Origin of the sequence: Stenotrophomonas sp. TWI809 (assembly GCF_039673205.1) — a bacterium.
GTDB lineage: Bacteria > Pseudomonadota > Gammaproteobacteria > Xanthomonadales > Xanthomonadaceae > Stenotrophomonas.
This window is the reverse complement of sequence record NZ_JBDJLE010000007.1, coordinates 118979-141221: the sequence shown is the minus strand read 5'-3', so window position 1 is coordinate 141221 and position 22243 is coordinate 118979. Positions and strand designations below refer to the sequence as shown.

23 protein-coding genes and 1 tRNA gene are annotated in these 22243 nt (G+C 66.1%); 10 read left to right on the top strand and 14 right to left on the bottom strand.

Annotation, left to right across the window (positions count from 1 at the left end; all coding sequences use genetic code 11):
• Nucleotides 1-148: 148 nt before the first annotated feature.
• The 4 genes from ABE472_RS07950 to ABE472_RS07935 all read left to right on the top strand — a co-directional run bounded on the left by ABE472_RS07950 (nt 149) and on the right by ABE472_RS07935 (nt 5468).
• Complete coding sequence (locus ABE472_RS07950; protein ID WP_346463802.1) at nt 149-3196, top strand: TonB-dependent receptor; 3048 nt, start codon at nt 149-151, stop codon at nt 3194-3196.
• 73 nt (nt 3197-3269) lie between these two features.
• Complete coding sequence (locus ABE472_RS07945) at nt 3270-4652, top strand: hypothetical protein (protein ID WP_346463800.1); 1383 nt, start codon at nt 3270-3272, stop codon at nt 4650-4652.
• A 90-nt stretch (nt 4653-4742) separates the two neighbouring features.
• Complete coding sequence (locus tag ABE472_RS07940; RefSeq protein WP_313208985.1) at nt 4743-5198, top strand: GNAT family N-acetyltransferase; 456 nt, start codon at nt 4743-4745, stop codon at nt 5196-5198.
• A 96-nt stretch (nt 5199-5294) separates the two neighbouring features.
• Nucleotides 5295-5468, top strand: a complete 174-nt coding sequence (locus tag ABE472_RS07935; protein WP_019182774.1) for a DUF1328 family protein — start codon at nt 5295-5297, stop codon at nt 5466-5468.
• A gap of 93 nt (nt 5469-5561) precedes the next feature.
• Here the strand turns inward: ABE472_RS07935 and ABE472_RS07930 are convergent, their stop codons facing one another.
• The 4 genes from ABE472_RS07930 to ABE472_RS07915 all read right to left on the bottom strand — a co-directional run bounded on the left by ABE472_RS07930 (nt 5562) and on the right by ABE472_RS07915 (nt 7907).
• Nucleotides 5562-6332: a transporter gene (locus ABE472_RS07930; RefSeq protein WP_313218942.1), complete on the bottom strand. Its 771-nt coding sequence runs from the start codon at nt 6330-6332 to the stop codon at nt 5562-5564.
• A 116-nt stretch (nt 6333-6448) separates the two neighbouring features.
• Nucleotides 6449-6865: a hypothetical protein gene (locus ABE472_RS07925; RefSeq protein WP_313208987.1), complete on the bottom strand. Its 417-nt coding sequence runs from the start codon at nt 6863-6865 to the stop codon at nt 6449-6451.
• A gap of 38 nt (nt 6866-6903) precedes the next feature.
• Nucleotides 6904-7116: a hypothetical protein gene (locus ABE472_RS07920; protein ID WP_313208988.1), complete on the bottom strand. Its 213-nt coding sequence runs from the start codon at nt 7114-7116 to the stop codon at nt 6904-6906.
• Between the two features lie 2 nt (nt 7117-7118).
• A complete protein-coding gene (locus ABE472_RS07915) occupies nt 7119-7907 on the bottom strand; it encodes a MipA/OmpV family protein (protein WP_313218940.1) in 789 nt (262 codons plus the stop codon).
• Nucleotides 7908-8022: 115 nt separating this feature from the next.
• Between ABE472_RS07915 and ABE472_RS07910 the strand changes: the two genes are divergently transcribed.
• From ABE472_RS07910 to ABE472_RS07900, 3 genes are all read left to right on the top strand, one after another.
• A complete protein-coding gene (locus ABE472_RS07910) occupies nt 8023-8697 on the top strand; it encodes a response regulator transcription factor (protein WP_313208990.1) in 675 nt (224 codons plus the stop codon).
• Nucleotides 8694-10058, top strand: a complete 1365-nt coding sequence (locus tag ABE472_RS07905; RefSeq protein WP_346463798.1) for a HAMP domain-containing sensor histidine kinase — start codon at nt 8694-8696, stop codon at nt 10056-10058. Before ABE472_RS07910 ends, ABE472_RS07905 begins: the two co-directional genes overlap by 4 nt.
• Nucleotides 10059-10127: 69 nt before the next feature.
• Complete coding sequence (locus tag ABE472_RS07900) at nt 10128-10376, top strand: hypothetical protein (RefSeq protein ID WP_313208992.1); 249 nt, start codon at nt 10128-10130, stop codon at nt 10374-10376.
• Nucleotides 10377-10388: 12 nt separating this feature from the next.
• Here the strand turns inward: ABE472_RS07900 and ABE472_RS07895 are convergent, their stop codons facing one another.
• Nucleotides 10389-10658 carry a peptidase gene (locus tag ABE472_RS07895; RefSeq protein ID WP_346463796.1) on the bottom strand — a complete coding sequence of 90 codons (270 nt, stop codon included), beginning with the start codon at nt 10656-10658 and terminating at the stop codon, nt 10389-10391.
• Nucleotides 10659-10941: 283 nt separating this feature from the next.
• Here ABE472_RS07895 and ABE472_RS07890 point away from each other — a divergent pair, with 283 nt between their 5' ends.
• The 3 genes from ABE472_RS07890 (at nt 10942) to ABE472_RS07880 (ending at nt 13032) form a co-directional block, all read left to right on the top strand.
• Complete coding sequence (locus tag ABE472_RS07890) at nt 10942-11982, top strand: linear amide C-N hydrolase (RefSeq protein WP_346463843.1); 1041 nt, start codon at nt 10942-10944, stop codon at nt 11980-11982.
• A gap of 118 nt (nt 11983-12100) precedes the next feature.
• Nucleotides 12101-12304, top strand: a complete 204-nt coding sequence (locus ABE472_RS07885) for a hypothetical protein (protein ID WP_313208993.1) — start codon at nt 12101-12103, stop codon at nt 12302-12304.
• Between the two features lie 98 nt (nt 12305-12402).
• A complete protein-coding gene (locus ABE472_RS07880) occupies nt 12403-13032 on the top strand; it encodes a DUF3011 domain-containing protein (protein ID WP_313209017.1) in 630 nt (209 codons plus the stop codon).
• A gap of 116 nt (nt 13033-13148) precedes the next feature.
• Here the strand turns inward: ABE472_RS07880 and dxs are convergent, their stop codons facing one another.
• The 9 genes from dxs to ABE472_RS07835 form a co-directional block, all read right to left on the bottom strand.
• Nucleotides 13149-15059, bottom strand: coding sequence for a 1-deoxy-D-xylulose-5-phosphate synthase (gene dxs / locus ABE472_RS07875; RefSeq protein WP_346463794.1), 1911 nt, complete (start codon nt 15057-15059; stop codon nt 13149-13151).
• Nucleotides 15060-15175: 116 nt separating this feature from the next.
• Complete coding sequence (locus ABE472_RS07870; RefSeq protein WP_088432555.1) at nt 15176-15835, bottom strand: HNH endonuclease; 660 nt, start codon at nt 15833-15835, stop codon at nt 15176-15178.
• A gap of 275 nt (nt 15836-16110) precedes the next feature.
• Entirely contained in the window at nt 16111-17904 is a 1794-nt protein-coding gene (locus ABE472_RS07865) for an acyl-CoA dehydrogenase C-terminal domain-containing protein (protein WP_123730684.1), read from the bottom strand.
• A 47-nt stretch (nt 17905-17951) separates the two neighbouring features.
• The gene (locus ABE472_RS07860) at nt 17952-18437 is read right to left on the bottom strand and encodes an LEA type 2 family protein (protein WP_123730685.1); all 486 of its coding nucleotides are present in this window, start codon (nt 18435-18437) and stop codon (nt 17952-17954) included.
• 168 nt (nt 18438-18605) lie between these two features.
• Nucleotides 18606-19145: a lipocalin family protein gene (locus ABE472_RS07855; RefSeq protein WP_313208997.1), complete on the bottom strand. Its 540-nt coding sequence runs from the start codon at nt 19143-19145 to the stop codon at nt 18606-18608.
• Nucleotides 19146-19268: 123 nt separating this feature from the next.
• A complete protein-coding gene (locus ABE472_RS07850) occupies nt 19269-19985 on the bottom strand; it encodes a hypothetical protein (RefSeq protein ID WP_346465991.1) in 717 nt (238 codons plus the stop codon).
• Nucleotides 19986-20110: 125 nt separating this feature from the next.
• On the bottom strand, nt 20111-20635 hold the full coding sequence (locus ABE472_RS07845) for a hypothetical protein (protein ID WP_123730687.1): 525 nt from the start codon (nt 20633-20635) through the stop codon (nt 20111-20113).
• 107 nt (nt 20636-20742) lie between these two features.
• A tRNA-Phe gene (locus ABE472_RS07840) sits at nt 20743-20818 on the bottom strand.
• A 203-nt stretch (nt 20819-21021) separates the two neighbouring features.
• Complete coding sequence (locus tag ABE472_RS07835; protein WP_313208999.1) at nt 21022-22203, bottom strand: YbfB/YjiJ family MFS transporter; 1182 nt, start codon at nt 22201-22203, stop codon at nt 21022-21024.
• Nucleotides 22204-22243 lie beyond the last annotated feature (40 nt).

The window sequence follows — 22243 nt, the reverse complement described above, 5'->3', positions numbered from 1 at the left end:
CGCGTCATCGCGCGGCGCACGCCGAGCGGCTGTCAAAAAAAATTCATCGAAATACCGGTGCCCGATCCTCGCCCTGCGCCCTCGTAGTCCAGGCAAGCGCGAACGATTCCGTCTCGCGACGCTCATACCACCCCACTGGACTTCTACGATGCGCCGCATTCTTTTCCTTTCGATCGCTCTTGCCCTGCAGAGCGCCGCCGTCACCGCCACCGCGCAGGACACCCGCGTGGCCAGCGAGGCGATTCCCGCCCAGCCGCTGGACCGTGCACTCAACGATCTGTCGCGCCAGACGGGCCTGCAGTTTGTCTACAACGCGCAGCAGGCCGGCAACCCGCGTACCCGCGCGATGCCGGCGGGTCTTGCTCCGCAGCAGGCACTGGAGCAGCTGCTGGACGGCACCGGCCTGCGCTATCGCTATCTCAACGACACCACGGTGACCATCGAAGCGCGCAGTGATAGCGCACCGTCGGGCACGTCTGCCGTGCCCGTCGCCACATCGGCCGTGGCATCTGAGGCGGCCCCCGCAGCGGAAGGCGCCGGCCTGCAGCAGCTGGAGCGCATCGACGTGGTGGGCAGCTACAGCCGCAGCCTGGAGCAGGCAGTGGACATCAAGCGCGCCACCATCGGTTTCTCCGACTCGATCGTGGCCACCGACGTGGCCGATTTTCCCGAGCAGAACCTGGCCGAAGCCCTGCAGCGCATGCCGGGCGTGACCATCGAACGTGACAAGGGTCTGGGCAGCCGCGTCAACGTGCGTGGCCTGCCGTCGGAGTACACCCATGTCTCGATCAACAACCTGGCCACGGCATCGGGCAGCGGCGGGCGTGACATCGAGTTTGACATCTTCGCCTCGGAGATCATCCAGCAGGTGACGGTGTTGAAATCGCCGACCGCCGCGGACGAAGAGGGCGGCATCGCCGGCTCGGTGCAGATTTCCACCGCGCGCCCGTTCGACTACACCGGCCGCAAGCTGGTCGCGTCGGTGGAAGGGGCGCACAACTCGATTTCCGAAGAAGTGGACCCGAAGTTCTCCTTCCTGGCCAGTGACACCTGGGGCGACTGGGGCGGCCTGGTGTCCTTTGCCACCGCCAAGCGCAGCAACCGCACGGATGCGACCTCGGGCATCAACTTCCGCCCGATGTCGCGCTTCCTTGGCGCCTCGGGCACACGCGGCACGCAGGCCGCCGCGGTGCTGGCACGCGATGCGGGCGTGGTGGTGAAGAATCGCAACAACACCGATGAAAGCAACCTGATCGTGTTCCAGGACAAGGTAGGCGACCGCGTCTTCGTCAACGACCAGGACAAATGGGGCGCCACCGCCTCGCTGCAGTACAAGCCGAGCAGCCGCTTCAGCCTGACCTTCGATGCGATGCGCGGCGGCTACGACACCACCGAAGACGAGTACGACGCGGCTGCATATTCGGCGTCCAGCCGCAGCACGCTGGAGACCATCCACGATTACGACGCCAGCACGTTGTCGCAGTACGGCATCGTGGTGCTGCGCGATGTGTCCTACACCGCCACCCAGCACGAGATGCTGAGCAAGGAGCGGATCAACAAGACCGACTTCAGCCAGTACAGCGCGGCGATGGATTGGCAGGGCGACACCTGGGGCGTGGATGCGATGGTCGGTTACTCCGGCGCCGACAAGACGCTGGATGCCAGCAACCTCAAGCATGTGGCCTACGCGCCTTCGCGAACCCGCTGGACCGGCAAGAGTGGCGAGACGATACCCAGCGCCAACCCGGCCAGCATCGACATGTACAACGCCTCGGACAAGTATCTGTTCGAAGCGTATGAGACGACGTTGGAGAAGGTCAGCGATGACAAGTATGCCGCCCAGGTGGATGTGACCAAGGCGCTGGAACTGGCCTTCCTGCCGGCGCTGCGCAGCGTGCAGTTCGGCGCGCGCTACACCGACAAGTCCAAGCAGCGCGAATACGGAGAGGCCAAGATCTACGGGCCGGGCCCGGGCAACAACAGCTGGGTGAACACGCGCACCCTGGCCGACAGTCCGTTGCAGTCGATCGCCGATATCGTGCCCGGCGGTGGTTACTCGGTGAAGGACCTGGACTGGAAGATGGTCTCCAACGACTACGCACGCAGTGCGTTCCGCTATCCGGGCTTCGCAACGCCATTTGATCCGGGCCAGTACTACCGGGTCGACGAGAACGTGACCAGTCTGTACGCGATGACCGACATCGGCTTCGATGTGGGCCACGTGCCGGTCTCGATCAACGCGGGCGTGCGCTATGTGGATACCTCGGTGCAGTCCTCCGGCTTCCACCCGATCCAGCGGGCAGACGGTAGCACCGGCTATACCGACACGCCCGTCTTGCGCAAAGGCAGCTACAACGATCTGCTGCCGAGCCTGAATGCGACCGCCGAACTGGCCGAGGGACTGGTGCTGCGGGGTGCCGCCTCCAAGACCTTCATCCGCCCGGCATTGACCGACATCGCCTACAAGCGCACCGCCAGCTGGAGCTCGTTCCGTTTCACCGATGGCAACCCGGACCTGCAGCCGACCTATGCCAAGCAATGGGAGCTGGGTCTGGAGAAGTACCTGGACAACGGCGGCCTGCTGGCGGCCTCGTACTTTCACAAGAAGATTGACGGCGTGGTGATCAATGCGCTGACCGGCGTGGTGCCGGATGTGGCGGTGTACAACGCCAACGGCTCGCTCAACGGCACCTATGATTTCGACGTGTACCAGCCGATCAATGCCGATGGCACCTACGTTGTGAAAGGCGTCGAGCTGATCGCGCAGCTGCCGCTGAGCATGCTGCACGGTTCGCTGGAAGGCTTCGGGATCAATGCCAACTACACGATGCTGGACAGTTCGCTGGCCGGTGAATCCGATCTGGGCGTGAGCACGCCGATGCCGGGGCTCTCGGAGAAGTCGTACAACATGACCGTCTACTACGAGAACGAGCGCTTCGACGCGCGCGTGTCGTACAACCACAAGGGTGAGTACGTTGAATCGATCGGCTACAACATGTACCCGATCTGGCGCGATGACTACGGACAGGTGGATGTGTCGATCGGCTACCGCCTGACCGACAGCATCAAGCTCAGCCTGAAGGGCATCAACCTGACCAACCAGGCGACCACCGGCTACACGATGGATCCCGCGTTCCCGACGATGTACGAGCGCTCCGGTCGCCGCATCAGCCTCGGCCTGCGCGCGGATTTCTGAGCCACCTTCGCGGTGCATCCGGAGGCACGTGCGCGTGCCCCGGATGCGGCTGCCCGTTTGTGAGGAACATCCGATGCGACATGTTTTCTTCCTGCCGCTTGTGGCCGTGCTGGCGTGGCCAATGGTCTCCGAGGCGGCCGATCACGATGCCGGCCGCAGCTGGCAGGCGGGCGACCACCACGTCCACAGCGAGTGGAGCGTGGACTGGGATCGCAGGACCACGCCGCCCACGCCGATCCGTGGCGGCGACTCGTCCTACACCCGCACCCATAACGCCCGGCAGGCGCTCGCCAATGGGTTGACCTGGGTGGTGCATACCGATCATGGCGGGCCGGGGCATTCGGCGGTCACCCGGGACCATGCGTGGCCGGCGCTGCTGGATGCCCGCCGCGAGGTGCCCGGACTGATCCAGTTCAACGGCATGGAATTCGATGTACCGGCCGGCGAGCACGCCTCGCTGATCATCGCCCCCGGCCCGGATGAGCGCGAGCAGCTGGTCGCGATCGAACGCGATTACGGCCGCAGCGAGCCGCTGCAGGGAAGCCGCGACGACGGGCAGACGATGCTCGATGCACTGGTCCACATGCGGTCGCTGCCGGCACCGCCGTTGATGTTCATCAATCACCCCGCGCGCACTGCCACCGCCATGGGCCGGTGGGGCGACGTCGCGCCCGATGAACTGCGTGCCTGGCATGCGGCCGCACCGCAGGTGCTGGTTGGCATGGAAGGCGCGCCGGGCCATCAGGCCACCCGTGTCCATCGCGGCCTGTATCGCAATGCGGATGCACCGACCCTGGGCGGTTTCGACCAGATGACAGCGACGGTCGGCGGCATCTGGGACACGCTGTTGTCCGAGGGGCATCGCTTCTGGATCACGGCCAGCTCCGATTCGCACGTCAACCAGCGTGATGGCGGCAGTGACTTCGATCCGGGCCAGTACAGCAAGACCCATGTCTGTGCGCGGCGGGACGCCGAGGACATCCTCGATGGCCTTCGACACGGACGGATGTTCGCGGTCACCGGTGATCTGATCGATGCACTGGAGCTGCGTGCGACTGCGAACGACGACGAGGCACGTAGTGCCACGATGGGCGGCACGCTGTCGATGTCGCCTGGCGCCTCCATGCGCGTGGAACTGCGGGTGCGTGTACCGGCCTCAGCCAATCACGCTGGGCGGCACCCGGTGCTGGATCACGTGGAGTTGATCGTGGGCGGCCCCGGCGGTGGCAATGGGCCTGTGATGCAAACGCGTGTGTTCGGCGCCAGCGACTGGCAGGTGGACGGCGCATGGCGCTCGGTGTCCTGGGTGTTGCCGGTCCCCACCCGGGGCGGTTTCGTCCGTGCCCGCGGCAGCAGTACTGCGGAGGTGACGCCGCTGCCCGATGTGCCCGGTGAAGATCACTGGCAGGACCTGTGGTTCTACTCCAATCCCGTCTTTGTCGAGGCCGTGCGCTGAGCGGGTGTCGATCCGCTGGCGCGGCGTGCGCGGGGTGGGGCCAGCGGGGTAGAGTGATCGCTGACTTCATGGACGTGGAAGGAGATGCAGATGGCGGTAAGACCCTTGGTGGCAGCGGATCTCGAACAGGCCAGCCGTGTATGCATGGCGGCCTTCATGGGATCGGTGGCGGAATCATTGCCTGCACTGGGTGTCGAGACCTTCAGCCGTATCGCCTCGGTGGAAGGGTTCCGTGCGCGCATGGCGCAGGACACTCTGATGTTCGCCTACGCGCAGGAGGAACGGATCATCGGGATCGCCGAGCTCAAGGAAGGGCGCCATGTCGCCATGCTGTTCGTCGACCCGGCGGCCCAGCAGCAGGGCATCGGCAAGGCACTGATGGCGGCCATGATCGAGCAGGCGCGTGTGGAGGTCCTGACCGTCAGCGCATCGCTCTCGTCGGTGCCTGCGTATGAGCGTTACGGCTTTGCCTGCAGCGCCGATGCCGCGGAATCCTCCGGGCTGCGCTACCAGCCGATGGAAATGCGCCTGGCGCCGCGCGCCTGACTTCACGCCGTTCAGTCGGCGCGTTCACGAAGGTGAGACAGCCGGCTGGCTACCGTGGAGTCCTGTCATTCAACCCGATTCGGGGAAAGGATCATCATGATCAAGTGGGCCATCATTTTTGCTGTCATCGGCCTGATTGCCGGCGCCCTCGGTTTCGCGGGCATCGGTGGCGCCGCGATCGGCATCGCCAAGTTCCTGTTCTGGGCGGGCATCATCATCGCTGTGGTGCTGTTCGTGCTGGGCATGACCATCGCCAAGAAAGTGACCTGACCGGCCGCGTAAAGACACTGCAGTCCCAGACAAAGGCCTGCGCGGTTTCGCGCAGGCCTTTTCGTTGGTGAGGCTGCACGAGCCTCGCAAGGCTCACTCGAAATACAGCGATACCCCCATCCCGGCCTGTGTGTCCGGGCTGTCGTCATCCAGCCCCACATCGAATGAGGCATCCAGCTGCACCGTCGGGGTCACCATCCAGGTGACGCCTGCGCCGGCCATCCCGGTCGAGGGCTCGCCGTGGGTGTCGGTGAAGCCGGCTTCCAGATAGGTGCTGACGGTATCGGTGGCAGCGAAGCTCAGGCTCGGCGCCCAGGTGACGCTGTCCTCGCTGCCACCGCGGGCCACATTGGCGTACAGGGCCCCGGTCCAGCGATCATTGAAGCTGTACTCATAGCTCGCACCCAGCGCGTACTGCGTGGCGCCCTCGCTGAAGTCGCGCGAGCCGGTAGCGAACGTGGTGCTGGCCAGCAGCGCCACGGCGTGCTTTTCCGAGGACAAGGGCAGGGCGAACTTCAGTCCGACGCCCAGGTCACCCGCACCGCTGCTGCGCTCGGCCGGTGCATCGCGCGGCGCCACCCGCAGGTGGTTCCAGGGCGAGGTGAAGGCCTGCAGTTCGAGATGCTCGACCAAGCCGATCCGGAGCGTGATGTCGGCACTGTACTGCGTGCTCAGCACGCCCGCGCTGTCGCGGTCGCGGCTGAAGCTGGGCAGTCCCGCCTCCAGCGCGACGCTACCGCGGGGCAGTGTCGAGGCGGCGAAGCCGATGCCGGGGCGGTCGAAGGCGAGGTCCGGCGGCGCGTCCTGTTGGGCATGCGCCGCACCGCAGAACAGCAGGGACAGCAGCAGGGCCGAACACCGCATGGGCACGCTCCGGGCCGGCCGATACCGGCATCAAGAAGCAGTCAGCCTGCCCCTTGGCCGGAATGTAGCACGGTGATTCCGGCGGTCATGTGCACGTAGCGGCGGCGTTCCCTCACTCAGTGCGGCGGCCGGGTCATGGCAATGAGGGCATCGCGTACGCGCTCGGTCGCGGCCTCCGGTGTGGCGTCACAGCCGAGCACGCAGGCGCGGAGCAGGAACCCATCGGCGGCGTGCCGTGCAGCGGTCAGTTGCGCATCGCGACGGTCCAACGGATGCTCGCCCAGCACCGTATCCAGCCAGGAACGTCGGGCGGTGATCCATTCACTGTCGACCTGGTGCGGCCGACATGCCGGACTGATGGTGCGCCCGATGTCGAACAGCTCGGCGATGTAAGCCCGTGAGAAACGGCCGTGGGCCTGGCTGTCGCGGTCCATGCGGTGCTGGATCGCGCGGTGGAGATTGGCCACGATCGCGTGCGCGGCGAGGTCATCGTTGGCTGCTTGCAGCAGCGGGGTATCGGTTGCGTTGTTCATTCGCGCCTCCAGGACACCGGTGGGGGGAAAACGAGGAATCAGCCGCGCGGCAGGATCGGATCACCCTGCCGCAGCAGGGTGTCCAGCAGCGCGACGACGCGTTCACCCTGGCCCTCGCAGGCCAGTTCGAACGTGGTCTGCCCGTCGAGCGCGGGCAGTGGGGAATGCAGAATCCATTCAAGAACGGCGGCGCGGTCCGGTTCGATCTGCAAGGCCAGATCCGCGACACGACGTACGATTCCCTGACGCATGATCAGAATCCGTAACTGAGGGAGAGTGCGGCGGTATCCATGTGGTCGCCACGGGTCATCGGGCTGTCGCGCACGGCATCGGCCAGCGAGGTGCGGCGGATCGACGCAGTCGCGGTCCAGCGCGGCCCCAGCGGCATCACGGCGGCGATGTCCATGTAGGGCGACACACCGCTGCCGGCCGAGTAGTGCGCCAGGCCGCTGCGTGCCGCTTCGCGTTCACTGACGCCGAAGTAATAGTCGTTGAGATCGGCGCTGGTGTAGGTCACGCCCAGCGCAGGCATGAAGGTCACGCGGCCGGCCGGGATCGGGTACGCGTACCGGGCATCGGCCGAAAAGCCGCCGCCATGTCCGGTGACTTCCGCCTGCGCATTGGCCTGCAGCACGCCCCATTCGGCCTGGTGCCGCCAGGAGACGCCCAGCATGCCGGACAGGCTGCGGTTGTCGAGCTGGCGCAGCTGCGGGTCGTGGCTGTCGCGGCGCTTGAAGCGCATCACGTATGGTGAGGCGGTCAGGGCAAGCTCGGACTGCGCGGTCTGGTGCAGGCGATAGCCCACGCTGCCACCGCGGAAGAAGAACGAACGGCCTTCCCAGCTGACGATCGGGGCGGCCAGACGATCGGTGTCATAGCCGGCGTAGGGGGCCTTGAGTGCGACGACGGCGATGCCGATGCTGCTTTTCCTGGCGCCCTCGGGGGCATCAGCCGCCTGCGCAGTGGCGGCGGTGAACGCACTGGCCAGGGCCAGGCCAAACAGCGGAAGGGAAGGGCGCGGAGAACGGAAACGGACGTGCATGGACCTGCCGAGGGGGAACAACCGGAGTGTCATGGTGGGCGCCCTACATTGTCGGAACGTTACGTCCGGCTGCGCGGTACCATCGCCTCCTTCGTACCCCGCAAGGCACCGCCCCATGCGCCTTCTTCTCCTGGAAGATGACCCGGAAATGGCCAGCGCGATCCAGGTCAGCCTGGCGCGCCACGGCATGGTGATCGACGTGGTCGGCACGATGGCGCAGGCCGATGAAGCCCTCAAGGCCGGCGTCCATCAGATCCTGCTGCTGGACCGGCAGCTGCCCGACGGCGACGGTGCCAGCTTCGTCCGGATCGCGCGTGAGCGCGTGCCCAACCTGCCGGTGATCATGTTGACCGCGCGCGATTCGGTGGCCGATCGGGTCACCGGCCTGGACGTGGGTGCGGATGATTACCTGACCAAGCCGTTCGCGGTCGAAGAGCTGCTCGCGCGCATCCGCGCGATCTCGCGGCGGCCCTCGCAGATCACCCTGCCGGTGTTGTCGCTGGGCCGGCTGCAGTTCGATTTCGTGGCGCGCGAAGCCCGCGTGTCCGAGGTGCTGCTGGCGCTGCCGCGGCGGCAGCTGCTGGTGCTCGAGGCACTGGCACTGCGGCAAGGGCGCACGGTGGGCCGCGCCTCGTTGCTGGAAGCCGTGTACGGCTTTGACGATGCGATCCAATCCAATGCGCTGGATGCGCACGTCTCCAAGCTGCGCAAAGCGCTGCTGGAAGCCGACGCGGGCGTGGAGATCCACGTCATGCGCGGCATCGGATATCTGCTCAAGGACACGCCGTGAGATTGCTCAAACCCGATTCCCTGGCGTTCAACCTGGTGTGGAAGGTCTGCCTGATCCAGGCGGCCACGATCGCCCTGGCCTTGAGTGCGATGGTGTTGACCTACGGCGACCGCCGTTCGGCCTATATCGACTGGAAGACCAGCGACCAGATCGCATCGGCCATCACCTTCGGTGCCCAGGGACTGGAGGCGGATCTGCCGAAGGTAGCGCTGGCCGTGCCACGGCCGCCGGCGACGTTCTGGTTCGCCGCGGCCGATGAGCGTGGCCGACGCCTGGTACATGGCGATGTTCCCGTGCAGTACCGTCAGTTGGTGGCACGGCTGGATCAGATCGAGCAGACCGACATCCGTACCCGCATCAATGCCGATGCGCTTGCCGTGCGCGTGGTGGTCGTTGTTCGGCCGGAAGGGCGGTTGCACGTGGCGGTAGGCGGCATTCCCGAACGCAGCATCGTGCGGCAGCTGCTGTTGATCTTCCGCTATCTGGGCGGCTGGATCGCGTTGCCGGTGCTGGTGATCACGCTGGTGGTGGCGCCATGGGTGATCCATCGCGCGCTGCGCGGGGTCAACCGCGTGGCGGCGCAGGCCGCAGCGATCCAGGTCAACGAGCGCGGCAGCGGCCTGGATACGCGTGCGGTGCCGCTGGAGATCTATCCGCTGGTGGACGCCTTCAACGCGGCCGTGCGCCGCATCGGCGAAAGCTACGATGCGCAGGATCGCTTCCTCGCCGGTGCAGCGCATGAACTGCGCATGCCGATCGCGATCCTCGCCACCCGCCTGGCCGATCTGCCGCCCGGTGATGCGCGTTCGCGCCTGCAGCTGGACCTGAGCCGGCTGAGCAACATCGCCGAGCAGCTGCTGGATCTGCAGCGGCTGGACCGGCACGGCAGCCAGTCCCAGCGTATCGATCTTTCCGCGTTGACCCGCGACGTGGCCGCCGATGTCGCGCCACTGGTGGTGGATGCCGGCTACGGCTTTTCGGTGGATGCTCCGGATCAGCCGATCTGGGTCCGCGGGGATCCGCATGCGCTGCACCGGGTCATCGCCAGCCTGCTGCAGAACGCCATCGCCCACGGTGGCGGCCGCGGCATGATCGCCGTGGCGCTGCATGACGATGGGGGCCTGTCGGTCAGTGATGAAGGCCCGGGCGTGCCGGAGGCCGAACGGCTGTCCGTGTTCGAGCCGTTCCACCGGTTGCGGCCCAGCGGCAGTGGCAGTGGGTTGGGCCTGCACCTGGCGCGCGAAATCGTACTGCGCCATGCCGGCACCATCGCGGTGGACAGCGCCCCGGGCGGCGGCGCGCGGTTCCTGGTGGTGTTGCCGGTGGACCCGCGGCCGTTCCCGGGGGTGTCCCCGGCATGACCAATGGCAGGTGATCGGGCCGGGGCATCGTGGGACAACGGACCCGTCCCCCTTTCTGGTGCCGGTTCGATGCGCAGACGTTCGCTGTTCGGTGTGATCGTGGTATCCGGCTTGGCCCTGTCCGGCCTGTCCGCTTGCGCCACCTATGACGATGTCGCCTCGCGCCCGCAGTGCGAGGATTCGCCGCAGGTGAAGGACCTGCCGACGCAGGTCGCCCGCCGCGAAAGCCGCTGCAATGAGTTGAACATCCGGTTCAATGACGATCGCGGCGGCGACAGCAAGCCGCTCGATTTCGGCGGCAAGAACAAGGACGGTTGATCCCGCGTGGGATCAGCGTTTCGCCGGCCCGGCCGGCGGCGCAGCGCAGTAGGCGGTGATGATCTCGGCTGTGTTCTCCAGCCCCTTGGCCTTGGCCAGCTCCCATGGGCGTTCGCACTGCTGGGTGCGTTGGCACCAACGGTAGCCTGCCGAGCCGATGCACCCATGCGCATCGCGGTCCGCGCCGGGTACGCCTGCAGTGGTCGAGGAGGGTGACGGCGCAGGATGGGCGCAGGCGGTGAGGGCGGCGAGCAGGGCAAGCAGGGCGGCTCGAATGGACATGCAGGCTCCGTAGGCGCTTGAGGTCGCGGGCAGTCTCGCGCCGGGTCTGTCGATGCCACGTGCAGGATGCAGGGTTCACTCCTCCATCACCGCGCGTGGGCTGATATGACGCTGGGCGATTCTGCCGATGCTGCGTTGCAGTCTGTGACGAGCACTGCGGAACGCGATGATGCGTTGAAGCAGGATGCGTGCGACCTGCCTGGATGGACGTCGCCGGTATCAGGTTTGACGCGAGGTTGTCAGCACCACTGCCAGGAGGCACCTCATGAAAACACTGTTTTCGATGCGTCACATCGCACTCGCTGCGGCGCTCACCTGTGTCTCGGCCCAGGCCGATGCCTGCACCCGCGTGGTGTACCTGGGCGACAACCAGGATGTGATCACGGCCCGCTCGATGGATTGGAAGAGCGATGTGGCCACCAACCTGTGGGTGCTGCCCAAAGGCATCGACCGTGATGGCCAGGCCGGCCCTCGCTCGATCCGCTGGACCTCGCGCTACGGCAGCGTGGTCGCCACCGGGTATGACATCTCCACCACCGATGGACTCAACGAAGCAGGGTTGTCAGCCAATCTGTTGTGGCTGGCAGAATCGCAGTACCCGCAGCAACGGGGCAGCAAACCGGGATTGGCGATCTCGTTGTGGGCGCAATACGTGCTCGACAACTTCGCCAGCGTTGCCGAGGCCGTCGCCGCCCTTGAGCGCGAGCCGTTTTCGATCGTGACGGACAAGGTGCCGGGCGAGTCCCGGCTGGCCACGCTGCACCTGTCCCTGTCCGACGCCAGCGGCGACAGCGCCATCGTGGAATACATCAACGGCAAGCAGGTGATCCATCACGATCGCGCCTATCAGGTGATGACCAACTCGCCTGTGTTCGATCAGCAACTGGCGCTCAATGCGTACTGGCAGGAGATCGGTGGCACCGTGATGCTGCCCGGCACCAACCGCTCGGCCGATCGCTTCGCCCGCGCGAAGTTCTACATCAACGCGATTCCCAAAAGCGAGGATCCCGTGGTCGCGTTGGCCAGCGTGTTCAGTGTGATCCGCAATGTATCCGTGCCCTACGGAATCACCACGCCGGGCGAGCCGAACATCTCCTCCACGCGCTGGCGGACGGTGGCCGACCACAAGCGCAAGCTGTATTTCTTTGAATCGGCGATGACGCCCAATACCTTCTGGGTGGATCTCAACAAGGCCGATTTCTCGCGCGGCGCCCCGGTGTTGAAACTCGACCTCGGGCCGGATCAGCGCAATGTATTCGCCGGCGACGCGCTGCCCCGGTTCCAGCCGGCCGAACCGTTCCGGTTCCTGGGCACCGACGGCTGAGCAAAATCAGACTAATCCGATAACAACGGGCTTCAACCTGCTCTATCGTTCCTGCTGAGGGATGGACCCCTCCCGTCGTGAGCTTTTCGCCCAGGCATGCCGCAAAGGAACGATCCGCATGGTGATCAAACTGCAACACATCGAACGCCGCTGGCACGTCGTGCATCCAGCCAAATCCGCGCCGATTGCGTTCCGAAGCGGGGCCACCGCCTTCGATTTCGCCGATGCCCTGGCACGCGAGCACTATGCCGAGACCGGCGACAGCAGCGCCGTCCGGGTGCAGGTGCTGGAGACCTACGTGGACGCCGTCCGCTACGGCTGAGCCGGCCATCCAAGGCTGTCCGTGCGGATGTGACCGCCTGCCGTCCGTCCAGTCAGCCTCGCGTCGGGTACCTAAATAGGGGATGAAATCAGCGACTTCTGGCCTATGTCGCGCCGCCGGACGATCACCGATCCTGTGCGCCTCCCCCAACACGCAACGAGGATCCCATGTCGAACACGAGCCCTTCCCAGGCCGCCAGACGATTGCGCTGGGCCGTGGTGCCGGCGCTGATGGCGCTGGCTGGCGGCGCCCAGGCGCAGAACTACGACCGCTATTACGACGACGGTTACAACGGCGGTCCGGTGCGCTGCGAATCGATCAAGAACCGGACGCAGCAGTGCGCCTTGCCGGGACGCGCGCGCCTGGTGCGGCAGATTTCCGGCTCGCCCTGCGTTGAAGGCCAGACCTGGGGCCAGGCACGCAACGGCGTGTGGGTGACGCAGGGCTGCCGGGCCGAGTTCATCGCCGAGGGCGGCCGCGGCGGCCGCTGGAATGGCGGTGGGGGTGGCTGGGGCCACAACGGCGGCGGCAACAACGGCCGGGGCCAGATCCTGACCTGCGATTCCAACGACCATCGCCGTCAGCGCTGCGTGGCCAATGTCCGCCGCGAGGCGCGACTGATCCGCCAGACCTCGCGTAACGCCTGTATCGAAGGGCGGACCTGGGGCTGGGATCGCACCGGCGTCTGGGTGGATGGCGGCTGCCGCGCCCAGTTCCAGATCTACTGATGGCCGGTGCACCGCGTTTGAGCGCCCCCTGAGCGCTCAAACGAACGAGGCCGCGTCGATGGGACGCGGCCTCGCTGCTTTTCCTGAGCGCTCACCCAGTGGGGGCGCGCCGTGGTTCAGCCGGCGGCGCTGAGCGTCTGGCCGCTCTTGACCAGCATCGGCCAGCGCTTGAGCACGGCCTGGCGGATGCCGGCGGCATCGATGCCGGCGTCGGCCAGCAGGTCTTCGCGGCTGGCATGGTGCTGGAAGCTGTCCGGCAGGCCCAGGTGCAGGAACGGCTTGAGCACGTTCTCGGCATTGAGCAGCTCGGCCACGCCGGAGCCGGCACCGCCGGCAACTACGTTGTCTTCGATGGTGACGAAGCCTTCATGGCGCTGCGCAAGTTCCAGCAGCAGGGCCCGGTCCAGTGGTTTGATGAAACGCATGTTGACCACGGTCAGGCCCAGTTCGCGGCCGACCTGTTCGGCGGCCGTCACGGTGCTGCCGAACGCGAGCAGGGCGATCCGGCTGCCCTGCAGGCGCAGCTCGGCCTTGCCGATCTCCAGCGTGGCCAGATCCGTACCGGCGGCGATGCCGGTCCCGCTGCCGCGCGGGTAGCGCACCGCAGCGGGGCCGGCGTAGCGCAGGCCGGTGGTCAGCATCTGGCGGCATTCGGCCTCATCGGACGGTGCCATGACCACCATGTGCGGCACGCAGCGCAGGAAGCTCAGGTCCAGGTTGCCGGCATGGGTCGCCCCGTCCGGGCCGACCACGCCGGCGCGGTCGATGGCGAACAGCACGTCCAGTTCCTGCACGGCCACGTCGTGCACCAGCTGGTCATACGCGCGCTGCAGGAAGGTCGAGTAGATCGCCACCACCGGCTTGGCGCCCTGGGTGGCCATGCCGGCCGCCAGGGTCACCGCGTGCTGCTCGGCGATGGCCACATCGAAGTAGCGCTCCGGGTATTCCTTGCTGAAGCGCACCAGGCCCGAGCCTTCGCGCATCGCCGGGGTGATGCCCATCAGCTTCGGCTCCGCCGCGGCGGCATCGCACAGCCAGTCACTGAAGACGTCGGTATAGGTCGGCTTCTTGGCCCCGCCCTTGGAGACCAGGCCCTTGTCCGGATCGAACGGGCCGACCGCGTGATACCCGATCTGGTCACCCTCGGCGCGCTCGTAGCCCTTGCCCTTGGTGGTCATCACGTGCAGCAGCTTCAGGCCCTTCAGGCTCTTGAGCGTCTTCAGCGTGGCGACCAGCGCCGGCACGTCATGGCCGTCGATCGGCCCGGTGTAATGGAAGCCCATTTCCTCGAAGAACGTGGACGGCACGAACATGCCCTTCCAGTGCTCTTCCCAGCGCTTGACGAAGCGCGCGGTCGGGTTGTGCTTCTTGTCGCCGAGGATCTTCTTGCCACCTTCGCGCAGCGCATTGAGCGTGCGGCTGCCGGTGGCGCGGCCGAGCATCTTGGTCAGCCCGCCCACGGCCTCGGAGATCGACATGTTGTTGTCGTTGAGGATCACCAGCAGGTTCGGTTCCTGCTCCATGCCGCCGGCGTGGTTGAGCGCCTCGTAAGCCATGCCGGCGGTCATCGCGCCATCGCCGATCACGGCCACGACCTTGCGGTCATCGCCTTCGGCCTGGCGTGCGATCGCCATGCCCAGCGCCGCCGAGATGGAGGTGGAGGAATGGCCGACACCGAAGGTGTCGTACTCGCTTTCCTCGCGCTTGGGGAACGGCGCGACGCCGTCCTTCTGCTTGACCGTGTGGATCTCGTCGCGGCGGCCGGTCAGGATCTTGTGCGGATAGGTCTGATGACCCACATCCCACACCAGCTGATCGACGGGCGTCTGATACAGGTAGTGCAGGGCGACGGTCAGTTCGATCACGCCCAGGCCGGCGCCGAAATGGCCGCCGCTCTTGCCGACCGACTCAATCAGGTAGGCACGCAGTTCATCCGCGATCGCGGGCAGTTCGGATTCTTCGAACCTGCGCAGGTCATCCGGTGACTGGATGCGCGCAAGGCGGGGATAGCGGGCGGAATCGATCATGTTTATCGCGCTTCTTCTGAGCGCCTATTTTCCCCCCCAAATGAGGGTGGGGCAAGCAAACCGCCTTTTCAGTGAGTAAACGGTGACGGAGGCTGCGACAGAACGTCGCAGCGCGCTCAGGCGCAGAGCTTGGAACGCTTGGGCAACTGCGCCTTCAGGAATGCCATCTGATCGGCCAGGATGTTGCGGTTGGACAGGATCATGTGCTCGATCCAGCTCGGCCGATAGGGCACGGCGAGCAGCGGCATGCTGGCCTGCTGCGGGGTCCGGTTGCTCTTGCGCGAGTTGCAGTGGAAGCAGGCGCTGACCACGTTCTCCCACACGTCCAGGCCGCCCTTGGAGAGCGGCATGACGTGGTCGCGGGTCAGTTGCGGGCGGTTGAACTGTTGCCCGCAGTACAGGCACAGGTGCGAATCGCGCGCGAACAGCGCGGGATTGGACAGATTCGGGGTGGGGTCGATCGCGCGGGAGCGCGCATGCCCGCGGGCGGCGATGATCGGGTGCAGGTCCAAGCCGCTTTGCAGGCCGGTGGTGCGGCAGATGCCGCCGTGGATGTGCAGGCAGGGGTCGCCCAGGGTCCAGGCCACCGCGCCACGCGCGTAGAGGCAGGAGGCGTCCTGCCAATTGATCCAGTCGAGTACGCGCCCATGGGCGTCCAGGGCCAATAACCTCACCGAGCCGGGCCGATGCAGCGTAACGATCGGCGACACCTCGGCGACCGGGGCGGACGAGGCTCCGGTATCGATCAGACCCAAGCGTGTAGTGTCTGTCTCCATCGGGAAAACAGCTTATACCCGAATCGTTACGAATTGGGTATAGGGGCTTGCGCCCCTACCCGATTCGTAACGATTCGGACAGGCATTCCACCTTAACCCCGCGCCGTTGGCGCGCCCCCTTGAACATCAAGGGGGCTTTTCTCCAGAAGGTGTATCGGGGTGGCGCCCAACGGTCGGCACCAACCGACGAGCCGGCGTCGGTATTCCGGCGCGCGGTCGGCACCTGCGCGGCAATCAGGTAGCCACCGACCGTTGGTCGGTGGTCTGGCAGCCGATCAGCCTTCGCCGAAATGCGCGTCGGTCATCGCCATCAACGGTTCGGCGCCGGACTGGATCGCGGCGGCGTGGCTGAGGGTGCGCGGCAGCACGCGGGCGAAGTAGAAGCGGGCCGTCTCGCGCTTGGCCTGCTTGAACGCGTCGCTCTGCGCGGAGGCCTCGGCGGCAGCGACGCTGCGGGCCCACCAGTAGGCCAGCACCACATAGCCCGAGTAGAACAGGTAATCGAAGCTGGCTGCGCCGAGTTCATCGGGGTTGGTGGCCGCGCGCTGCAGGGTCGCCATGGTCAGCTTGGCCCACTCGTCGGCCTTGGCGCGCAGCGGGGCAATGAATTCGGCCAGCGCTTCGTTGCCTTCATTGGCCTTGGCGAAGGCCTCGATCTCGGCCAGCATCAGCTTCAGCCCCGCGCCCTGGCTGGAGGCGGTCTTGCGGCCGATCAGGTCCAGCGCCTGGATGCCGGTGGTGCCTTCATACAGCGTGGTGATGCGCGCATCGCGGGCCAGCTGCTCCATGCCGTGCTCGCGGATGTAGCCGTGGCCACCGAAGCACTGCAGCGCGTTGTAGGTGTTCTCGATACCCCATTCGGTCTGGCAGGCCTTGGAGATCGGGGTCAGGAAGCTCACCAGCGTGTCCGCGCGTTCGCGCTCGCCGGCATCCTCGGCGTGGTGGGCGACGTCGATCAGGGTGGCCGCGTGCAGGGCCAGCAGGCGGCTGCCTTCGACCAGCGATTTGATGGTCAGCAGCATGCGCCGCACATCCGGGTGGACCAGGATCGGGTCGGCCGGCTTTTCCGGGTTCTTCGCACCGCTCAGCGAACGCGACTGCAGGCGCTCGCGGGCGTACTTCAGTGCGTTCTGGTAGGCCCGCTCGGACAGGCCGATGCCCTGCAGGCCGACGCCCAGGCGCGCGGTGTTCATCATGGTGAACATTGCCTGCAGGCCCTTGTGCGGCTGACCCACCAGGTAGCCTTCGGCACCGTCGAAGTTCATCACGCAGGTGACCGAGCCCTTGATGCCCATCTTGTGTTCGATCGAGCCGCAGCGCAGCGCATTGCGCTCGCCCACCTTGCCCTCGCGATCGACCTTGAACTTCGGGGTGACGAACAGCGAAATGCCCTTGGCCCCGGCCGGTGCGTCGGGCAGCTTGGCCAGCACCAGGTGCACGATGTTGTCGGTAAGGTCGTGCTCGCCGGCGGTGATGAAGATCTTGGTGCCGGTGATCGCATAGCTGCCATCCGCGTTCGGCTCGGCCTTGGTCTTGAGCAGGCCAAGATCGGTGCCGCAATGCGGTTCGGTCAGGCACATGGTGCCGGTCCAGCGGCCGTCGATCAGCGGCTTGAGGAAGGCGTCCTGCTGCCAGGCCTCGCCATGCTGCTTGAGCGCTTCAATCGCACCGTGCGAGAGCAGCGGGAAGTTGCCCCACGCCAGGTTGGCGGCATTGATCATTTCATTGAGCGGCACGCCCAACGTATGCGGCAGGCCTTGGCCACCCAGTTCCGGTGCAGCGGTCAGACCGGTCCAGCCGCCGTCCACGAACTGGGCGTAGGCCTGCTTGAAGCCCGGCGGGGTGGTGACCTCGCCGGTCGCCTGGTCGAGGACGCAGCCGATCTCATCGCCCACGCTGTTCAACGGCGCCAGCACGCTGGCACTGAAACGGCCGGCTTCTTCCAGCACGGCATCCACCACATCGGCGGTGGCATCGGTCAGGCCAAGGCGCGCGAACAGCGGCTCGACCTTGAGCACGTCATGCAGGGCGAAACGGATATCGGAAAGCGGGGCGGTGTAGCTGCTCATCGGGGACAGTCTCGATCAGTGGCGAAGGGTGGCGGAAAGCCCGCCGGTCAGCGCAGGACGCCGGGCAGGCCAGGGGCCTGGTTGAGCGTGCTGCGGCTTTCAATCTCGAAGGTGCGTTGCTTCTTTTCCTGCGGGGTGGCGCTTACCGTGCCCTTGAGCGAATAGCCCAGGGTGCGGTTGCCGGCCAGTGCATCGGCCATCACCAGGCGGGCGCCCGAGCTCGGCTTGATGTCCACGTTGACCACATCGGCCGAGACCCCGCCAATGGACAGTGCGGGCTTCAGCTGCAGCTGGCCGGCATCCTCATCGCTCACCTTCAACTGCAGCGCGACGTTGTCGAAGGTCATGGGCATGGAGCTGAAGTTCTGCAGGCGCAGCGCAACCGTCCAGCTGCCATCGGCACGCACCGTCAACTCCTGCACGCTGGCGGCCGGCTCGGAAACGCGTTTGACCGTCTTGTTGCAGGCGGTCAGGGCCAGCGAGGCGATGACGATCAGGGCAAAGGCGAGGCGGGGACGGAAGCGGTGGGACATGGCGCAATCCTCAGGCGGGTGTTGCATGGGTGTGAGCATACTACGGCGTATGGTGTTCGCGCTGCCTGCGGCAGCGAGATGCAAGGGTAGGGCACCGGGATGACGGGGCCACGTGCTTTTAGTCGTGGGGGCAGGCCGGCCCGGCGCGTGGGGTGAGGCCGGGCCGGGTCAGTCCAGCGGCGCCATCACCCGCAGCGGGGCGAGGTCATAGCCCATTGCTTCGGCACGGGCTTTGAGCTGCTCGAACAGGGCGGTATCCATGCTCGGTGAGCGCGACAGGATCCACAGGTACTTGCGGTCCGGCTCGCCGACCACTGCCCACTGGTAGCCGGGGTCCAGCGCGATCACCCAGTAATCGGCCCACACCAGCGGCACCCAGGACAGCCAGTCCGGCACGAAACGTACCTGCAGGCGGCCGGGATGGCCCTCGACCGGGCGCGCCACGCCATCTGCTGCCACGCGGTCGCCATCGGCTTCGCGGCAGGCGTTGTGCACGCTGATCCGTCCATCGGCACGCAGGCTGTAGGTGGCGGTGATGTCGCCCACGCATTTCTTCTGGAACGACACCGGCAGGTGCGCGATCTCATGCCACTGGCCGGCATAGCGGCCCATGTCCAGCGCCTCCACCGAGGTCACCGGCGCGGCCGCCCAGGCCGACCCGGTGGCGGCAAGGGCGAGCAGGGCACTGATCAGATAGCGGCTGCGCATTGTCGACACTCCACACAAGACGCAGCGAGCTTAGGCATAGGCTGAGCGGAAATTGTGAATATTCCGTCATGCAGTGGCCGTCCCACGTCGCTGACGTGCGCGTGGCAGCGTGCGGCACCCGCGCTACCGACTGTCAGCGGAGAGTTCCCGCGTGGCGTTGCCGCTCTCGTCCAGGAAGCGCACCTTGGCATCTCCCGAGGGCGTGACCACCAACTCAAGCCGCGGCTTTCCTTGACCATCGCGCAGGGTCAGCATGGCATCGCGCGCATCAGACTTGCCAAGGAACACGCGCTCGGTGATCGCAGGAATGCCCTTCCGATGAAGTGCTTCGTCCCGCTCGGAGAAGAACGGGCGGGACAGGCCATCGGCAACGTCATTGAAGGTCAGCCCTGCGTAGTGTGTCCCGGCATCATCCACGCCCAGCAGTTGCATCTGCTGATCCTGCTGATAGCGATCAAAGGTCAGGCTCATGCCGCTGGAGGGTTTGCCGTTCTTGTCGAGCGAACCGTTGTAGATCAGCCCGCCGTTTTCCGTGCCTTCATCGTTGAAGAACAGCATGCCTGCCATCGGGCGCGGATGAGCTTGCTCCTTGTTGTGAATGACCACCCCAGGAAACAGCGTGCGATTGGAGATCGCCAGCCGCAACGTTCCGTCAGGTTCCTTGATGTTGATGCGCTGCGCATCAATGACATCAAAGCTGGCGCTGCGCTGTGACGTTGCACCCATCATCAAGGCGGCCATGGTGAGCAGGCCGGCTGCTGCGCAGCCCAGCGTCAGTCGCCGTTGGTTTCGCTGCAGATGCGCGATCTGCGCCTGCAGCACTTCGATGCTTTCGGACATCACCTCTCCCTGTGTGTGCGGCCATGGGGACGAACAAGCGCGGCCGCAGACGATCCTGTCCGCCGGGTGAGCATGCCAGCGCGTGGCGATGGACGGCAAGGCGCGCAACGGCCCGCCCGCGGAAATCATCCCTGAGCGGTGTGCCCGCTTTGCAGCGCGCGATGGATCTCCGCCTCGATCATCGCTTCATCGTCGCGTGCGGCCCAGCGGCTGATCGTGACGATCACCAGCACCGCGCCGGCCATGAAGTAGGCAGCAGGCACCACCGCCAGACTGGCCAACAGGGCAGGCGCGAGGTCGTGTGTGTGTTGCCAGTGCTTCACCACCGCCACCAGCGGAACGATGAGCAGACTGACGAACATGCCGATCATCAGGGTGCGGATGAAGGGATGCATCTGGAACGCACCTTCAAGCCGCGTGCCGCGTTCGGTGGGGATGCACTGGCCGATGAAATACGGCTTGAAAGAATTGGACACGAACGGGCGCGTCCAGCACAGGCGGATCCGTTGAGCGGAGGCCTTCCCGCGCATTCCGGCGACAGAGAGGCGCGGGCCATGCTGGATCGACTGCTTGAGGCGCAGCACGGTCACATCGATCGGGGATGTACTGTGGAAGGCAACAGGACGTTTGCCGAACAGCGCGGCGAACAAAGCACGAACCATGTGCGGAACCTCCTTCCTTGAACGCTGCGCGATGTAGCGACGCCGAACAACAGACAAAAAAAATGACCTGCATTTCTGCAGGTCATCTGAAATTGTGGTGGCCGGGGACGGAATCGAACCGCCGACACGGGGATTTTCAATCCCCTGCTCTACCAACTGAGCTACCCGGCCACTTCATCGCTGCGTTGCCGCTGGCGAGGACGCGAATAATACGGAGGTATGAGGGGTTCGGCAAGCGTTTCGGGAAAAAAATTTCACATTTGTTTCCAAACCCGTGTCCGCCCACATCCAAGTGCTTGATCCAGCGGGCCCGAACACATCACCCAAGCGCATGAACGTCGGTTCAGGCGGATGCTTTCCGCCGGTGCAGTTGATCAGCCCGTGGTGGATCGGGCGTCGTCGGGCATGCACCACAACAGCACGATGCCGATCACCATCATGATCGCCGCCAGCACCAATGCGCCCTGGTAGCTGCCGCTGTCGCGCGCCAGCGTGCCGGCGATCGCGGGGGCGATGATCTGGGCGACGCCATAACTCAGCGTCAGCGTCGCCATCGCCTTGGCAGGATTGTGCGGGTAGTGGCGACCGACCACGGTCAGGGTCAGGCTGACGATGCCGGCGAAGGTCAGGCCGAACAGCACGGCGCTGGCTGCGCCGGCCCACAGCCCGCCATCCAGCAAGGGCAATACGAAGGACGTAGCCTGCAACGCATAGGCGAGCATCAATGCACGGATCAGTCCAAGCCGGTTCGAGAGCCGATCCCAGGCAAACGTCGAGGGGATGGCGGTGAGGCCGACCAGGACCCACACCCAACTGCCGTGGCCGGCGAAGGCAGGGGTCTGCACCAGGATGGCGACGATGAAGGTCGCGCTGACCACGAAGCCGACCCCCGCGCAGAAGTACGAGGCGATCAGCAGCCAGCGCCAGCGCCGCCCGGGTGGCGGGGGAGCGTTGGCCCCAGTGGCACTGGAGATCGCTGCCGGCGGCGGCATCCATGCCCAGGCCGGGATCAGGAACACCACCGCGAGGGTGCCCAGCGCGATCCACTGCCGGGAGGACGCCAGTTGATCGGCCATCGCCGCAGCCGCCAGGCCCGAGACCGCGATCCCTACCCCGAGGCCGGCGAAGTGCAGGCCGAGCTGTGGGCGGCGCTGATGGGCGAGCAGCCAGTTGAGCACCAGCCCGGAGGCGAGCAGCAGGCCGGCGGTGCTGGACAGGCCGGCCACGAAGCGCAGCACGCCCCAGGTGGCCATGTCCGTGGTGGTGCCCATCAGGCCGGTGGATACCACTGCCAGGACCAGTCCGATGCGGTAGAAGCGGAATTTCAGCTGCATGTCGCCGACCCGGGCGACCAGCACAGTGCCGGCCAGGTAGCCCAGATAGTTGAACGTTGCCAGCCAGCCGCCGCCGGCTGCCGTGAGCCCGGCGTCGAGCCGCATCACCGGCAGCAGCGGGGTGTAGGCAAAGCGCGCCAGGCCGACCGTGAGTACCAGCGCGCAGATGCCGGCCGTGATGACCTGCCAGGCGCGGCGGGGAGGCGGGATCGAGAGTGACATGGGTGGGGGGGCAGCGGGGAGGGCCCATGGTCCGTGGACA

Coding starts and splice junctions, on each gene's coding strand:
- ABE472_RS07950 (WP_346463802.1), top strand. CDS start 149: ATGCGCCGCATTCTTTTCCTTTCGATCGCTCTTGCCCTGCAGAGCGCC.
- ABE472_RS07945 (WP_346463800.1), top strand. CDS start 3,270: ATGCGACATGTTTTCTTCCTGCCGCTTGTGGCCGTGCTGGCGTGGCCA.
- ABE472_RS07940 (WP_313208985.1), top strand. CDS start 4,743: ATGGCGGTAAGACCCTTGGTGGCAGCGGATCTCGAACAGGCCAGCCGT.
- ABE472_RS07935 (WP_019182774.1), top strand. CDS start 5,295: ATGATCAAGTGGGCCATCATTTTTGCTGTCATCGGCCTGATTGCCGGC.
- ABE472_RS07930 (WP_313218942.1), bottom strand. CDS start 6,332: ATGCGGTGTTCGGCCCTGCTGCTGTCCCTGCTGTTCTGCGGTGCGGCG.
- ABE472_RS07925 (WP_313208987.1), bottom strand. CDS start 6,865: ATGAACAACGCAACCGATACCCCGCTGCTGCAAGCAGCCAACGATGAC.
- ABE472_RS07920 (WP_313208988.1), bottom strand. CDS start 7,116: ATGCGTCAGGGAATCGTACGTCGTGTCGCGGATCTGGCCTTGCAGATC.
- ABE472_RS07915 (WP_313218940.1), bottom strand. CDS start 7,907: ATGCACGTCCGTTTCCGTTCTCCGCGCCCTTCCCTTCCGCTGTTTGGC.
- ABE472_RS07910 (WP_313208990.1), top strand. CDS start 8,023: ATGCGCCTTCTTCTCCTGGAAGATGACCCGGAAATGGCCAGCGCGATC.
- ABE472_RS07900 (WP_313208992.1), top strand. CDS start 10,128: ATGCGCAGACGTTCGCTGTTCGGTGTGATCGTGGTATCCGGCTTGGCC.
- ABE472_RS07895 (WP_346463796.1), bottom strand. CDS start 10,658: ATGTCCATTCGAGCCGCCCTGCTTGCCCTGCTCGCCGCCCTCACCGCC.
- ABE472_RS07890 (WP_346463843.1), top strand. CDS start 10,942: ATGCGTCACATCGCACTCGCTGCGGCGCTCACCTGTGTCTCGGCCCAG.
- ABE472_RS07885 (WP_313208993.1), top strand. CDS start 12,101: ATGGTGATCAAACTGCAACACATCGAACGCCGCTGGCACGTCGTGCAT.
- dxs (WP_346463794.1), bottom strand. CDS start 15,059: ATGATCGATTCCGCCCGCTATCCCCGCCTTGCGCGCATCCAGTCACCG.
- ABE472_RS07870 (WP_088432555.1), bottom strand. CDS start 15,835: ATGGAGACAGACACTACACGCTTGGGTCTGATCGATACCGGAGCCTCG.
- ABE472_RS07865 (WP_123730684.1), bottom strand. CDS start 17,904: ATGAGCAGCTACACCGCCCCGCTTTCCGATATCCGTTTCGCCCTGCAT.
- ABE472_RS07860 (WP_123730685.1), bottom strand. CDS start 18,437: ATGTCCCACCGCTTCCGTCCCCGCCTCGCCTTTGCCCTGATCGTCATC.
- ABE472_RS07855 (WP_313208997.1), bottom strand. CDS start 19,145: ATGCGCAGCCGCTATCTGATCAGTGCCCTGCTCGCCCTTGCCGCCACC.
- ABE472_RS07850 (WP_346465991.1), bottom strand. CDS start 19,985: ATGTCCGAAAGCATCGAAGTGCTGCAGGCGCAGATCGCGCATCTGCAG.
- ABE472_RS07835 (WP_313208999.1), bottom strand. CDS start 22,203: ATGTCACTCTCGATCCCGCCTCCCCGCCGCGCCTGGCAGGTCATCACG.